The sequence below is a fragment of the Paracnuella aquatica genome (genome assembly GCF_003332885.2).
Classification (GTDB): Bacteria; Bacteroidota; Bacteroidia; order Chitinophagales; family Chitinophagaceae; genus Flavisolibacter; species Flavisolibacter aquaticus.
Genome location: NZ_QOWJ01000009.1, coordinates 49,152 through 62,784 on the forward strand (window position 1 = coordinate 49,152; position 13,633 = coordinate 62,784).

The 13,633-nt window shown below is 49.2% G+C and carries 13 protein-coding genes; 5 read left to right on the plus strand and 8 right to left on the minus strand.

Annotation, left to right across the window (positions count from 1 at the left end):
* Nucleotides 1-64: 64 nt before the first annotated feature.
* The 3 genes from DRJ53_RS13355 to DRJ53_RS13365 all read right to left on the minus strand — a co-directional run bounded on the left by DRJ53_RS13355 (nucleotide 65) and on the right by DRJ53_RS13365 (nucleotide 4,527).
* Nucleotides 65-1,009 carry a 1-phosphofructokinase family hexose kinase gene (locus tag DRJ53_RS13355; protein ID WP_114236153.1) on the minus strand — a complete coding sequence of 315 codons (945 nt, stop codon included), beginning with the start codon at nucleotides 1,007-1,009 and terminating at the stop codon, nucleotides 65-67.
* Between the two features lie 207 nt (nucleotides 1,010-1,216).
* Nucleotides 1,217-3,817, minus strand: a complete 2,601-nt coding sequence (locus DRJ53_RS13360) for a cation-translocating P-type ATPase (protein ID WP_114236154.1) — start codon at nucleotides 3,815-3,817, stop codon at nucleotides 1,217-1,219.
* Between the two features lie 191 nt (nucleotides 3,818-4,008).
* Complete coding sequence (locus DRJ53_RS13365; protein ID WP_114236155.1) at nucleotides 4,009-4,527, minus strand: DUF4142 domain-containing protein; 519 nt, start codon at nucleotides 4,525-4,527, stop codon at nucleotides 4,009-4,011.
* Nucleotides 4,528-4,762: 235 nt separating this feature from the next.
* On the opposite strand from DRJ53_RS13365, the gene DRJ53_RS13370 reads away from it, so the two are divergent.
* The 4 genes from DRJ53_RS13370 to DRJ53_RS13385 all read left to right on the plus strand — a co-directional run bounded on the left by DRJ53_RS13370 (nucleotide 4,763) and on the right by DRJ53_RS13385 (nucleotide 9,457).
* The gene (locus tag DRJ53_RS13370) at nucleotides 4,763-5,677 is read left to right on the plus strand and encodes a sterol desaturase family protein (protein ID WP_114236156.1); all 915 of its coding nucleotides are present in this window, start codon (nucleotides 4,763-4,765) and stop codon (nucleotides 5,675-5,677) included.
* A 70-nt stretch (nucleotides 5,678-5,747) separates the two neighbouring features.
* A complete protein-coding gene (locus DRJ53_RS13375) occupies nucleotides 5,748-6,131 on the plus strand; it encodes a BlaI/MecI/CopY family transcriptional regulator (protein ID WP_114236157.1) in 384 nt (127 codons plus the stop codon).
* Between the two features lies 1 nt (nucleotide 6,132).
* Nucleotides 6,133-7,794 (plus strand): M56 family metallopeptidase, encoded by a 1,662-nt coding sequence (locus tag DRJ53_RS13380; protein WP_114236158.1) that lies wholly within the window; start codon nucleotides 6,133-6,135, stop codon nucleotides 7,792-7,794.
* Nucleotides 7,795-8,998: 1,204 nt separating this feature from the next.
* Nucleotides 8,999-9,457: an LEA type 2 family protein gene (locus DRJ53_RS13385; RefSeq protein WP_114236159.1), complete on the plus strand. Its 459-nt coding sequence runs from the start codon at nucleotides 8,999-9,001 to the stop codon at nucleotides 9,455-9,457.
* 51 nt (nucleotides 9,458-9,508) lie between these two features.
* Here DRJ53_RS13385 and DRJ53_RS13390 read toward each other — a convergent pair whose 3' ends face one another.
* A complete protein-coding gene (locus DRJ53_RS13390; RefSeq protein WP_114236160.1) occupies nucleotides 9,509-9,859 on the minus strand; it encodes a heavy-metal-associated domain-containing protein in 351 nt (116 codons plus the stop codon).
* Nucleotides 9,860-9,881: 22 nt separating this feature from the next.
* The gene (gene pyrE / locus DRJ53_RS13395) at nucleotides 9,882-10,517 is read right to left on the minus strand and encodes an orotate phosphoribosyltransferase (RefSeq protein ID WP_114236161.1); all 636 of its coding nucleotides are present in this window, start codon (nucleotides 10,515-10,517) and stop codon (nucleotides 9,882-9,884) included.
* Nucleotides 10,518-10,613: 96 nt separating this feature from the next.
* Here pyrE and DRJ53_RS13400 point away from each other — a divergent pair, with 96 nt between their 5' ends.
* Nucleotides 10,614-11,237 (plus strand): NUDIX hydrolase, encoded by a 624-nt coding sequence (locus DRJ53_RS13400; protein ID WP_114236162.1) that lies wholly within the window; start codon nucleotides 10,614-10,616, stop codon nucleotides 11,235-11,237.
* A 164-nt stretch (nucleotides 11,238-11,401) separates the two neighbouring features.
* Here DRJ53_RS13400 and coaD read toward each other — a convergent pair whose 3' ends face one another.
* The 3 genes from coaD to pyrR form a co-directional block, all read right to left on the minus strand.
* Nucleotides 11,402-11,890: a pantetheine-phosphate adenylyltransferase gene (coaD, locus tag DRJ53_RS13405; RefSeq protein ID WP_114236163.1), complete on the minus strand. Its 489-nt coding sequence runs from the start codon at nucleotides 11,888-11,890 to the stop codon at nucleotides 11,402-11,404.
* A 12-nt stretch (nucleotides 11,891-11,902) separates the two neighbouring features.
* Nucleotides 11,903-12,832 (minus strand): aspartate carbamoyltransferase catalytic subunit, encoded by a 930-nt coding sequence (locus tag DRJ53_RS13410; RefSeq protein WP_114236164.1) that lies wholly within the window; start codon nucleotides 12,830-12,832, stop codon nucleotides 11,903-11,905.
* A gap of 272 nt (nucleotides 12,833-13,104) precedes the next feature.
* Entirely contained in the window at nucleotides 13,105-13,623 is a 519-nt protein-coding gene (gene pyrR / locus DRJ53_RS13415; protein WP_114236281.1) for a bifunctional pyr operon transcriptional regulator/uracil phosphoribosyltransferase PyrR, read from the minus strand.
* Between the last annotated feature and the right edge of the window lie 10 nt (nucleotides 13,624-13,633).

Sequence of the window (13,633 nt, forward strand, 5' to 3'; positions counted from 1 at the left end):
CAAAATGCGCAGCAGTGTTTCTTTTGCTGGTTTTGACTTTTGCCTTTTCAATTGGAAGCTCATCCTATAATTCCGCCATCGTCTGAACCCGAAGTTTGGGGAGCAGCCGGTCCACGTCTTCTTTGTGACACAACTCGGTGCCGGGATTCATTGTTGCGGCGGTGCCTGCAGCAACGCCCAGGCTCAATATCTCCTGGTTCGATTTTCCCTGGAACAACGCCAACACCATCGCCGCCACCATACTGTCGCCGGCGCCAACGGTGCTCAATTTGCGCACAGGCGGCGGCGTTACAATCACCACTTCCTCGGCACTCACCAGCACTGCGCCGGAGGGGCCCATCGAAACCGCCACCAATTCGCATTCGCCACGGGCAATAATTTCGCGGGCCACATCATCTACCCGCTCCATGTGGATCTCCTCTTTACCCACCAGCGAACTCAGTTCGGCAATGTTTGGTTTTAGTAAAAAAACGCCTTCGCTTGCGGCACGTTTCAACGCTTCGCCCGAAGTATCTGCGATAAAGCGGGCGCCTTTTTGTTTGGCAATGGCCGCCAGCCGGGCAAAAATATCGAGCGGCACGCCGGGCGGAAGGCTTCCACTGGCCACCAGGTATCTTAAGCCTTCGAGGTTTTCAATTGCTTCCATCAACTGGTACAGTTCCACATCGGTGATGGGTGTTCCGGGCAAGCCAAAACGAAACTGCCCGTTGGTGGAATCATCCACCACAATCAGGTTTTCGCGTGTTGCCCCCGATACCGGCACAACCTGCTGCGGAATACCCTCACCTTCGAGCAACTCCTGTAGAAATTTTCCGGTATACCCACCAGCTGGGTACACAGCCAGGGCTTCGCCGCCCAGTTGTTTAATGGCCCGCGCTATGTTGATGCCGCCGCCACCGGGCTCGTAGCGCGGTTGCGAACAACGCAGTTTTTTCTCTGGTATCATCGCCGGCACCGTGGTGCTTTTATCAATGCATGGACTGAACGTGATGGTTACAATGGGAAACATGGGCGCAATGTTTTGAATAAAAAATGCAGCAGTGCCGGGGCATGCCAGTGTATCAAGACCTGTTTATGTTTACGTCAATTACGGCTTCATGCTGTAGCAAAACCGGGACCGCAAAAGCGGCAACAACAAACAATCGCTCTGCACCCTACAATTTAAACCAACGAAGGGGCCCTTTGCATTGATTAAGTTCAGGTGGCTTATTAATATTTATGCGGCTTTTGGCAGCGGCCCTTTTTTGCGCTTGAAAATCTTTTCAATTTCAACGGCTATAAATACAATAGAAGAGAGGCCCACTGCTATGCCCAGCTCGGAAAGGGTAAGTGCCTGTGTGCGGAAAATAGGCTGCAGCCAGGGCACATATATGACGGCCAGTTGCAACAGCAACGTAAGCAATACCGCACCCAGCAAGGCTTTGTTGGAAAAAATACCTTGTGAAAAAAGCGATTCCCTGTCGGAGCGGATGGCAAACACATGCCCCATCTGGCTAAAGCACAACACAGTAAACACCATCGTTTGCCATTTCGAAGAATCGATGTACAGGTATTGTGTAAATATGGAAACAAAGCCAAGCAACAAGCCTACCCAAATAATATGCACGCCGAGGCCGCCAGCAAAAACACTTTCTTTAGGATGGCGCGGTGGTCGGTTCATGATGTCTTTTTCGGCGGGCTCCATCGCCAACGCCAAACCGGGCAAGCCATCAGTAACCAAGTTTACCCATAATATATGCACGGGTAATAACGGTATAGGCAAACCGAAAAACGGCGCAAGAAAAATTACCCAGATTTCACCGGTGTTTCCGGTCATGGCATACTTGATAAACTTGCGGATATTATCGTAAATGCGGCGGCCACTACGCACTGCCTTAACAATGGTGGCAAAATTGTCATCGAGTAAAATAAGATCGGCTGCTTCTTTGGAAACATCGGTGCCGGTGATGCCCATGGCCACACCAATGTCGGAGCGCTTCAACGATGGTGCATCGTTCACGCCATCGCCGGTCATGGCTACAAACTGGCCGGCCGCTTGCAGTGCTTTTACAATGTTAAGTTTTTGCTCCGGCGACACCCGTGCATATACAAACACCTGCGGCACCGTATTGGCAAATTCCTCTTCCGACATTTTACTCAACTCAGATCCCGAAAGTGCACGGCCACCGGGCTCCACCATACCCAGGCGTTCGGCAATATTGCGGGCTGTAAGCGGGTGATCGCCGGTGATCATCATGGGCCTGATGCCGGCCTTGCGGCACTCCGCAATCGCTGCTTTTGCTTCTTCACGCGGCGGATCAATGATGCCGGCAAGTCCGATCAATTGCAGGTCTTGCTCCATGGTATCGGCATCTAACCGGCCGGGCAGTTGCGCTAATTTTTTTTCGGCAAAACCCAGCACCCGCAGCCCATCCGCCGACATCTGTTCATTTACCTGCTGGTATTGTTCGCGGTCACCATCACTGATGCCGCTGACCCGGTCGAGCAATACATCGACCGCTCCTTTTGTGATCAGCCAAAATCCATCGTCGGTGCGGTGGATGGTGGTCATTAATTTCCGGTCGGAGTCAAAAGGAATTTCGGCGCTGATGGGAAACTGCTCCAGGGCCTGTTGCCGGGATACACCCAATTGGCCAGCAAGGTTGTACAAGGCAATTTCGGTAGGGTCGCCGGTGAGGCCGCCGTCCTTGTTTGGCTCCACGTTGTTGTTTAACGCCATGGCCTGTAACAGGCCTTGTTGATCTGGGTCTTTGAAAGCTTCAGCCCAAGTTTGCTCATTCCATATTTCGCCACGTGCAAAAACCTTTTCCACCGTCATGCGGTTTTCGGTGAGGGTGCCTGTTTTATCGGAACAGATATAAGTAACTGACCCCAAAGTTTCCACAGCGGGCAGGTTGCGCACCAGCGCTTTTTGACCGGCCATGCGCCGTGCACCCAACGCCAATGTAATAGACACCAGCGAGGGCAGCGCTTCGGGGATAGCGGCCACTGCCAGCGAAATAGCGGTGAGCAACATCAGCACGGGGCGTTCGCCGCGCAGCAAGCCAAATGCAAAAACAATGGCGCAAATAATGAGCACGATCAGGGCCAGTCGTTTGCCCAATTGCGTGAGGCGGCGTTGCAGTGGCGTGGCTACTTCTGCTTCATCAAGCATGGTGGCAATGCGCCCCAATTCAGTATTCATGCCGGTGCCTACCACCACCCCACGACCTTTGCCGAAAGTGACAAGTGTGCTTTTATAAGCCATGTTTGCCCGGTCGCCTAAGGGCAAAGATTCTTCAGTCAGTGCGTCTGTTATTTTATCTACTGGTGCCGATTCGCCGGTAAGGGATGCCTCTTCGGCTTTCAGTGCATTGGCTTCAAACAGCCGCAGGTCGGCGGGCACAATATCACCGGCTTCGAGCAACACCACATCGCCGGGTACCAATCCTACCGCAGGCCGCATGCCCACTACACCTTCGCGCATGATCCGTGCATTGGCCACCGCCATTTGTTTTAGCGCCTGCATGGCTTTTTCGGCGCGGAACTCCTGCACAAAACCCAGTACCGCATTTACCAACACAATGACAACGATTGCAATGGTGTCGACAAGTTCGCCCATGAAGCCCGAAATAACAGCCGCCACCAACAACACAAGGATCATAAAATCCTTGAACTGGTTGAGCAAAATACCCCACACGGTTTTGCCTTTTGCCGACTGTATTTCGTTAGGTCCCCACTGCTCCTGCGCCTGTGCGGCAGCCGCCTCCGTCAGCCCTTTTTCAGTGCTGTTGAGCGAACGGAAAACTTCGGCTACTGGTTGTTGATAGTATTCCATAACCTGTTGTTGATACCAAGAAAGTTAAAACAAACCAGCGGTAAACCGGTTTAAAAGAATGCTGCTGTAACCGTTCATTCATTGCTGCAGCAATGGTGTATCGGCGTTCATTTTTATATAAAGGGACCACAAAAGAAAAGGCCGGGTTCAAAGCGAACTACGGCCATTTCTTTTACTAATTACCTAAAAAGTTAACGGATCCGTTTAGCAATCGTATCAGCCATGGTCAGGTGCATTTGAATTTTCGGCAACATGGTTTGTGCATAATTGCGTAACTGCTCATTGTTGCCGCTGCGGATTTCCTCCTGCGTTATACTGCGGGCCATATCATGCGCAGGAATTTGTGTTACAATGTACGCCGAATCAAAACTTTTTCCGCTCAGGCCCATTAGCACCGGCATTAGCGAAGCCGCCATTGCATTAAGTGAATCTGCTGGCCGGCTCACGCCAATGTTGTTGGCAATCTCGGTCATCTGGGTTTCGGCCATGGTGTGGTCGGTGATCATCATTTGGGCAAAATTGCGCACCGACACATCAGTGGCTTTTGCCAGGGCCAGGTTGGCCAAAGAAATTTCGCTGCGGTTAGATAAGGTAATGTCCCGCACAAAAGCTTTGTCCTGAGCGGTCAGGTTGTCGTCGTTTTCATCTTTGGTGCAAGCAGTAAATAACAGGGTCAGCGCCAGTCCGCCAAAGGCCAGCAAATTTTTCATACTGTGTTTTTTTAAAAAGGTTAGCGATTGAAACAAGGGGCAACATGCCCATAAGCAGGTGGGGAAACAAATACTATGCTACTCGTGCCTTTTGTTTTAAACAGAGAATATCTAACCCGGCGGTATTCGGTGGGCAAAAAAGTTTCGGGGAAATGGTATTGCAGCAGTGTCAATGCAGATGCACGTCTAATCAAGCATCGCTTCTTTCGCCCCAGGCAAATGTTTACATTTGGATATGCCGCCTGCCATTCTTTACTACGCCATCCCGTTTTTTGTGGTGTTGCTTTCCATTGAAGCATACCTCTCGTGGCGGGAGAACAGGGGCTTGTACGAAACCCGCGACACCTGGAGCAGCCTGGCGCTGGGCATCGGCAATGTGCTCACCGGCTTCATCACCAAAGCCCTCATCTTTGGCCTCTTTACTTTTTTATACCAGTTCCGCTTGTTCAACCTGGAGGCAGATACCTGGTGGTATTGGGTGCTCTTATTTTTTGCCGACGATTTTTCCTATTACTGGTTTCACCGTACCTCCCACCGCGTGGCGTGGTTTTGGGCCTCGCATGTGGTGCACCACTCCTCGCAGCATTACAACCTGGCGGCAGCGCTGCGCCAAACCTGGACCGGAAACCTAACCGGTTCGTTTTTGTTCTGGGCTTGGATGCCGTTGGCAGGCTTCCACCCCATCTGGGTATTGTTCATGCAACAAATCAGTTTGATTTACCAGTTTTGGATCCACACCGAACTGGTGCACAAGCTACCTAAGCCATTCGAGTTTATTTTAAATACGCCATCGCACCACCGGGTGCACCACGGCAGCAACCCAAAATATTTGGATAAAAACCACGGTGGCATCCTCATCATCTGGGACCGGCTGTTCGGCACTTTTCAGCCCGAAGAAGAACGGCCCACATATGGGCTTACGCAAAATATTGGTTCGTTCAACCCATTTGTGGTGGCTTTTAAAACATGGGGCGAATTGTTTGCCGGCGCAAAAAATGCCGGTTCGCTGGCTACAGGCATCAGGTATTTGCTACAACCTCCTGCAGCGAAAGACAGCAGTACTAATATTAATAATGTACAGCGAGAAGATCGCAGCACTGGATTAAATGTAAAAAACCGCCACTACCAGCCATTTGACCGTGTTAAATAAAAATTAATCCAATTTTGGCGTAACCTTTATACGAAGCTAATCGTATATTCGTAGAGCAAATATTCAGGTTATGACCAAATACATTAAACCAACGGAAAGCGAGCTGGAAATTTTGCAAATTCTCTGGGAGCGGGGTTTGGCCACAGTGCGGGATGTTCATGAGGGTTTAAGCAAAACCAAGGACGTAGGATACACCACCACGCTTAAACTCATGCAGATCATGCATGAAAAAGGCCTGGTAAAACGCGACGAAAGCATGCGCACCCATATTTACCAGGCGTCGGTAAATAAGGAAAAAACCCAAAAGCACATTTTGGGTAAAATGATCGATTCTCTGTTCGGGGGCTCCTCCACCCAATTGGTGCTACAGGCACTAGGCACCTCAGAAACAAAGGCCACACCCGAAGAACTGGAAAAAATTCAAGCGCTTTTGGATAACCTCAAAAAAAACTAACATGACTGCATTCAGCCAATCGGCATTGTTGCAGGCCCTTGGATGGGCTACGCTGAACAGTTTGTGGCAGGTTGGGTTGTTGTGGTGCGGGTATGTGCTGGCCTGCAGATACGGTTCACTTTCGGCGGGCAGGCAATTCAGGCTTGCCGCCTTGGGCATAGGTTTGGGTGTGGTTAGTTTTGCCGCATCATTTTGGGTATACCTGCAGGCGGGCAGCAAACTCCTGTTTAACCCGCTGCTGATTAACGAAAACAATAGTGGCTGGCTGCCCGCAGTGCTGACCGCCGCCTCTGTTGCTTACCTCCTGCTGCTTGTAATCCCGGCAGCAAGGTTGTTTCAAAACTGGCGGTTTTTACGCAAGCTTCGGCGGAGCCACCTAGGCAAAGCGCCGGTTCAGTACCGGGTGTTTGTGCAAAAAATAAGCGGCCACCTGGGCCTGCGCAAACCTGTTGGCGTGTATTTGTCGGCATTGGTTAATTCACCCGTTACCATTGGTTTTGTAAAACCGCTGATTCTGTTGCCGGTGGCTTCTTTTAACCAGCTCAGCATCCGGCAGGCCGAGGCGATCCTCCTGCACGAACTGGCACATATCCGCCGCTTTGACTTTGTGTTCAATATCGCCATCACCGTGGCGCAAACCCTGCTTTATTTTAATCCATTCATCCGGCTTTTTGTTCAGGCTGCCGAAACCAGCCGCGAAAGAAGCTGCGACAACCTGGTGCTGCAGTTTGATTATGACCGGGTAGCTTATGCCTCTGCCCTGCTGCAACTGGAAAAAACAAAACAGGGGCAGCTGGCCCTGGCAATGGGTGCAGCTGGAAAGAGCCCGCTGTTTCAAAGGATACAGGAAATACTGGGCATGCAACAGGCCCGCCCGGTGTTGAAAATGCAGCACCTCACGGGGCTGTTGGCTTCCATGTTGTGCATTCTGGCGCTGCATTCCCTTTTTATTGCCGGTAAAACAGCCGGAGATAGTAATGTGCTGGAAGCGGTTACCCGGATGGCCAACCCGCTGCAAATTGCATTTACAGAATATGAAGCGCCGGCACAAAACACAACAACCACTGTTGTACACAGCGAGGTTGCGACAACGGTAGTTGATCAGCCGGAACTGGCGGCACCTGCCGAAGCGGAAATGTTCGGGGCGCCGCCTGCTGCTCCCCTGCCCGATCCGGCCTATATCCAGGTAGCAGAAACTGAAGTGGCGATGCCGGTTTTGTCGGCCGACGAGCAGCAAAAAGTGCAGGACGTGATCAGCAGCACCAAAAAAGTACTGCCGGTTTATGAATGGAAAAAGCTGGAAAAAGAAATGGCCGATGGCCTGACCGAAGCAGAAAAAATGGAAGTGCAGCAGCAGTACAATGCGGAGATGAGCCGCATCAACTGGGAACGGATGCAACAAAACCTGACGCAGAATTACCACCAAACCGACCTCGACAAGTTGCAGATCTACCTTAAATCAGCCGAGGCGAAGATCAAACAAGACAGCCTGATCCAAGTGTATAATGCACTATTGGTACAGCTTGAGGGAGCAGAAAAAGCATCTGCCGCCCTGGCCCTACCCGACCTGAGCCGGGCAGAGATCGAGCAGATTCGTTGCCAGATCCGCCAGACCAGAGACAGCCTTTTGTCGGCTCAAAAGCGCCCAGTTGTGAAGTTGTAAATACTGACATTTTTACCGCAGGTGTTTTGAAAATATAAAAAAGCCCTCCCATTTCGGTGAGGGCTTTTTTTGCGCATCCATGAAGTTGAATTCAGTCCTCAGCTGCTGTTTAAACCAATTACGGCCGATTCGGACAGCTCTTCTCGGCTCTTCCCGACGCTTTATAATTTTGCAAATCGGCGTGTAGATGCCTTACCAATTTGTGCTAGCTAGAGCGCTTTGAGCCAAAAAATCCGATCCTTTCTTGTTGATTAACCAGACTACTGGTAAAAATTGCTCTGCTTTAAGCGGCTATTTGCACCCACGCTGTCGGCCCTATTTAGCCGGGATACTTCACTAGCTCACAACGCGAACATCTCCCACCGCAGAGCGGATGATTCCACATATTTAAATTCACCATTAGTAGAAAATTAATCACCCCTCCGGTTTCCACGTCGTTTTTATTTACCCGCCATAAATCAACGTTCATGTTAAAGGATGACTTGTATCTAGTTTTTCAAAAAACTATTGGCTCACCAAACTCCTCATTTACTTGGCGCAGGGAAAGTTGGCTAAAATCAATTCGCGACATTATTGCAGTTTAAATCTCTTCTGACCGAACCGAGCATTTTCCGATACACCACGATATAACCAGTCATATTGGCGGCATCACTCGAAGCTCTTAACCTTTTCGACTCAGTGTGAACACTCAACAAATTCAGTGAAAATGTCAGACACAAAAACTCTGTTGTAAACACAGACTGAATTATTGGAATAGAGCCCGGCTGAAAAAAGATGCTATTCCAGGCGCTAAAAATTTATTTCAAACACCAACCTCACCCTGAGTCAATTCCTGCCAAAAATCGAAAAATCCAAGATTATCATATTAATATTTTATAGCCATTTTGAAACAACTAAAGTTTTTAAAACACAAAATTTTATATTTCATTGAATATCAGTTATGTTAACTGACAATCTCGATTTTTTCCAATTGTTCAATTCATCAATCTAGTTACCTTTTAATCAGACGACACATTTCAATAATTAATAGTATATAAATATCGTAATCCGTTATAAAAGAATTACATAGATAAAACATCTTAACTAAAAATGATAGTTTAAATGCCGCGATTGCGCAGTGGCACATTACTATTTTTTTTAGCATTGATTTTCAGGAATTTTGGTGGGCTATTTCAGCCCTGCACGGTTTTTGAAATGATCCATTATGCAGATAGTCAGAACAAGCTTGGCAGCGGTGGCCGTTACCGTATTACTTACCTCCTGTTCTAAGGTGGAAGCACCCCAGTTCCGCAGTGTTGGGTCATTTAAGGTGAAGAAAATTGATTTCCAACAGGTGGATATCGGCCTAAATGTCACGTACTATAATCCGAACAATTTTGGCGTCACTGTCAAGGAGGCAGTGGTAGATGTGTATCTGGATTCGGTATACATGGGTAAATTCACCCAGCCTGAGGATGTGGCTGTCGACAAAATGGCAGATTTTTCGATACCGCTTATTGGAGCCATTCCAATTGCAAAGGCGTTGCAATTGAATTTTCGGGACGCTTTAAATAAAGAAGTTGAGGTAAAAGCGGCCGGATCGGTGCGGGTGGGAAAGGCAGGCGTCTACATTACCCGGGACATAAATTACCAGGGAAGACACCGTGTCGACATCAAGCTATAAAAAAAGCAGCCATATGGCTGCTTTTTTTATATGTTCATTCGATTGCGATTATCACATCCCGCCACCGTCCTCCGGCTTTTTGCAACAGGCAGGAAGTTTTTTATATGACTCTGGATTTGCACTTACATCGTCGGCGTCATACCCTGCATTTGCAATGGCGGTTTTTACCTCTTCCTCATTGATCCGGTCGGTAATGTACTTAACGGTAGTTTCCTTTTTCTTTACGTTAACCGTCACCATACTGATGCCGTCGTAACGCTTCAGGTAGGTTTCAATTTTGTTTTTGCACATGCCGCATTGAACCGACGGCGTGCTGATTTTTTTGGTCACCATTGGCTTGGTCTGTGCATGCGAGGCTGCAAATGCGAAGACGGCAAACAGTAAAAACAATAGCTTTTTCATTCTGTCAGATTTTCATGCTAATTTAATTCACGCCGCTCCAATTCGCCGGATCCTGCCGCCACTTTAACAAAACTTCCAGTTGCTCCTCCCCAATTTGTCCGCGGTGCCGGGCCAGTTCAAGCAGCGTCGGATAGTCGGTTAACGAATGCAGTGACACCCCTGCCCGATCAAATGCTTCTTTTCCCGCGTCAAAGCCGTAATTGAAAATCGAGATCATGCCCTTTACCTCCAGCCCTGCTCCGCGCAGCACGTCAACTACTTGCAAACTGCTTTTCCCGGTCGACACCAAATCTTCAATCACCACAGCCTTCCGGCCTGGTTCAAAAAATCCTTCGATCTGGTTGCCCAGACCATGTTCCTTTGGCTTTGGCCGTACATAAATAAAAGGCAGCTTCAACTGGTCGGCCACCATAGCGCCCCAGGAAATACCGGCCGTGGCCACACCTACGATATAATCGGCGTCAGGGAACTGTTCAAAGGCTACATTGCACAGCTCACTTTTGATGAAATCGCGGACATAAGGAAACGAAAGCACCCTGCGGTTGTCGCAATAAATGGGGCTTTTCCAGCCGCTTGCCCATGTAAACGGCTCGGCAGGACTTAATTTAACTGCATCGATCTGCAGCAATTTTTCGGCGGTTACAACTGCGTCTGTCATATCGCGAAGTTAAGTGCCACGATATTTGGGCGCAGCAGGTTTATAACCTTGAACCGCGGTTTGTGGCCCGTGCACCCAAAGCCGCTACATTTGCGCATGAACCTGACCATTTATTTTGACAATAAACCGCTGACGATCAGCGACATGGAACCTGCCCAGACTTATTTTGAGCACTTCGTGGTGGGGCACAGCACCGATACCGATGCCCTGCAGCAATTAATTGCCGATATGGCCCTTCCGGCCACAGACGGTGGCATGTTGGTATGTGCTGATCCGCAGGCCGGCCTTGAGGCTCTGAAACAGCAATTCGAGTTTATTGAAGCCGCTGGCGGCCTGGTGATTTCAGATGAGGGCGACCTGCTGCTGATCTTCCGGAAAGGAAAATGGGACTTGCCTAAAGGCAAATTGGACGAAGGTGAAGACCTGGAGCAATGCGCAGTGCGGGAAGTGGCGGAAGAAACAGGGCTTGACGGAATTAAATTAAAGGAGCCCTTATGCCGCACCTACCACACATACCATCAGAATGGCCAGCATATTTTAAAAGAATCGCACTGGTACCTGATGGAGGCACCGCAGCAAGCCGATTTGCAGCCACAAACCGAGGAAGATATCCAGGAAGCTATCTGGGTTAAGCCCGATGACTTAGAACCATATATCCAGGGCGCACATCGCAGCGTGGCCGATGTGCTTCGGCTGGTAAAGCCTATGCTCAGGCAATAACAAGTTTAAACCAATGCAGGAGCAATACCACAGCTTCTGAACGCATACAGCAATACACAATAACCTTTGCTGGCTCTTTATTAGGATGAACAAACTGGTAAACAAAAAATGGCGCTGTGTTACAGCGCCATTTTTTTTTATTAAAGCGTTTCTAAGGCTATAGCTCATGCAATTTTTGGCTGTGGCTTCCGGATGCTGCGCAGCACGGGTTCGGGCACAAACTGGCCCACATCGCCGCCGTGCCGGATCACATCCCGAACCAGCGTGGAAGCTACCGAAGTGTATTTAGGCAGGCAGGTCAGGAAAATGGTTTCAATGCCGCCGTCGAGGCTTCGGTTCATATCGGCAATAGCCTTTTCGTATTCAAAATCGTTTACATACCTGATACCACGCAGAATGTAATTTGCCCCTACTTCCTTGCAGCAATCCACAGTCAGGCCTTCGTAAATGATGGTGTCCACTTTTGGATTGTTTGCAAAAATCTCCCGCACCCAGGCAGCACGTAACTCTGGGGCAAACATGGGTGCTTTGCTGGCGTTTACGCCAATCCCGATCACCAGTTTATCGAATAGCGGCAGAGCACGCTCCATGATGTCGATGTGGCCAAAAGTTACCGGGTCGAAAGTGCCGGGAAATAGGCAGATACGTTCCATACTGTGTAAAAATTATGCGTTCTGGCGGTTTGATAGCAGGTACAACGCGGCCATACGCACCGCAACGCCGTTTTCCACCTGTTGTAAAATGATGCTTTGGTCGGAGTTGGCTACATCGCTGTCCAGTTCCACGCCGCGGTTGATGGGCCCCGGATGCATGATGGTGATGGGCTTGGGCAAACTATCCAGCAGCCGCCGGCTGATGCCATAGGCCAGGTTATATTCGCGCAGCGACGAAAATAACACCTCATTTTGGCGCTCTAGCTGAATACGCAGCACATTGGCCACATCGCACCATTCGAGGGCTTTACGGAGGTTGTATTCAACGCGTACGCCAAATGCTTCGGACAGGTGTTTTGGGATCAATGTGGGCGGACCGCACACTACTACTTCTGCGCCCATTTTGTTGAGCAGGTATAAATTGCTTTGTGCCACACGGCTGTGCATGATGTCGCCAATGATGGCCACTTTAACGCCTTCCAGCGTACCGTGTTTTTCTTTAATAGAAAGTGCATCAAGCAGGGCCTGCGTAGGGTGCTCGTTGATGCCATCACCGGCATTGATAATGGCGGCCGGAATATGTTTGGCCAAAAAATGCGGCGCACCTGAGGCACTGTGCCGCATCACCACCATATCCACCTTCATGGATAAAATATTGTTGACGGTGTCCAAAAGCGTTTCGCCTTTTGAAACCGAAGAACCTGAGGCGGTAAAATTTACGGTATCGGCAGAAAGCCTTTTTTCGGCCAGCTCAAACGAAATGCGGGTTCGCGTGGAGTTTTCGAAAAAAAGATTGACGATGGTTACATCGCGCAGGGAAGGAACTTTTTTAATGGGTCGCTGTAAAACTTCCTTGAACTCCTGAGCAGTTTGCAAAATAAGCGAGATGTCCTGTGCCGTCAGGTCTTTGATACCAAGCAGGTGTCGAGTGGAAAGCGTCATTAAAGGCCAAAGTTATAGGAAACAAGAATAAGTAGGAAAGTCTGAGGACCGAAGTCCGTAGTTCGAAGAAAAGTACTAACTCCTATTGATACCATTTGAATGGTATAATTAAAAATGATGTTTTGTTTTGTTTGCGCAAAAGCGCAATACCCGAAGCAGCATAAGTTTGGAAAATAAAAACTGCACGATTCAATTCGCATCGTCAGCCCTCCCATCTACCCTTTTCCGTTCGATCCATCTTCGGACATCGGACTTCTGTTTTTCGACTCGTCTTAATCCATCAGCACCACTTCATCTTTGCCGTCTTCGTTCCACACTACTTTTACCCGCTGCGAAACAATAGAGTCAATCGTTTTTCCGGTGTAGTCGGGTTGGATGGGCAGTTGCCTGCTATATCGCCGATCAACCAGCACCAGCAGCTCCACTTTTTCCGGCCGGCCAAAATCCATCAGTGCATCCAATGCGGCACGGATGGTGCGGCCAGTGTATAACACATCATCAACGAGCACTACTTTTTTTCCCTCAATGGAAAATGGAATATCAGTATGATTGGGTACATGTATGCCTTTACGCAGGTCATCGCGGTAAAATGTAATATCCAGTTTGCCGTAATCGGGCGGCGTTGTTGTTTCCTTGCAAATGGCTTCGTACAGCCGGTCGGACAGGTACACGCCACGCGGCTGAATGCCAATCAACACGCTGCTTTTACTGTCCACATGATTTTCTAACACCTGGTTGGCCAGCCGCCTGATGGCCAGGGTAATTTGCTGATGATTGAGGATGGTTTTCAAACCCAAAAAT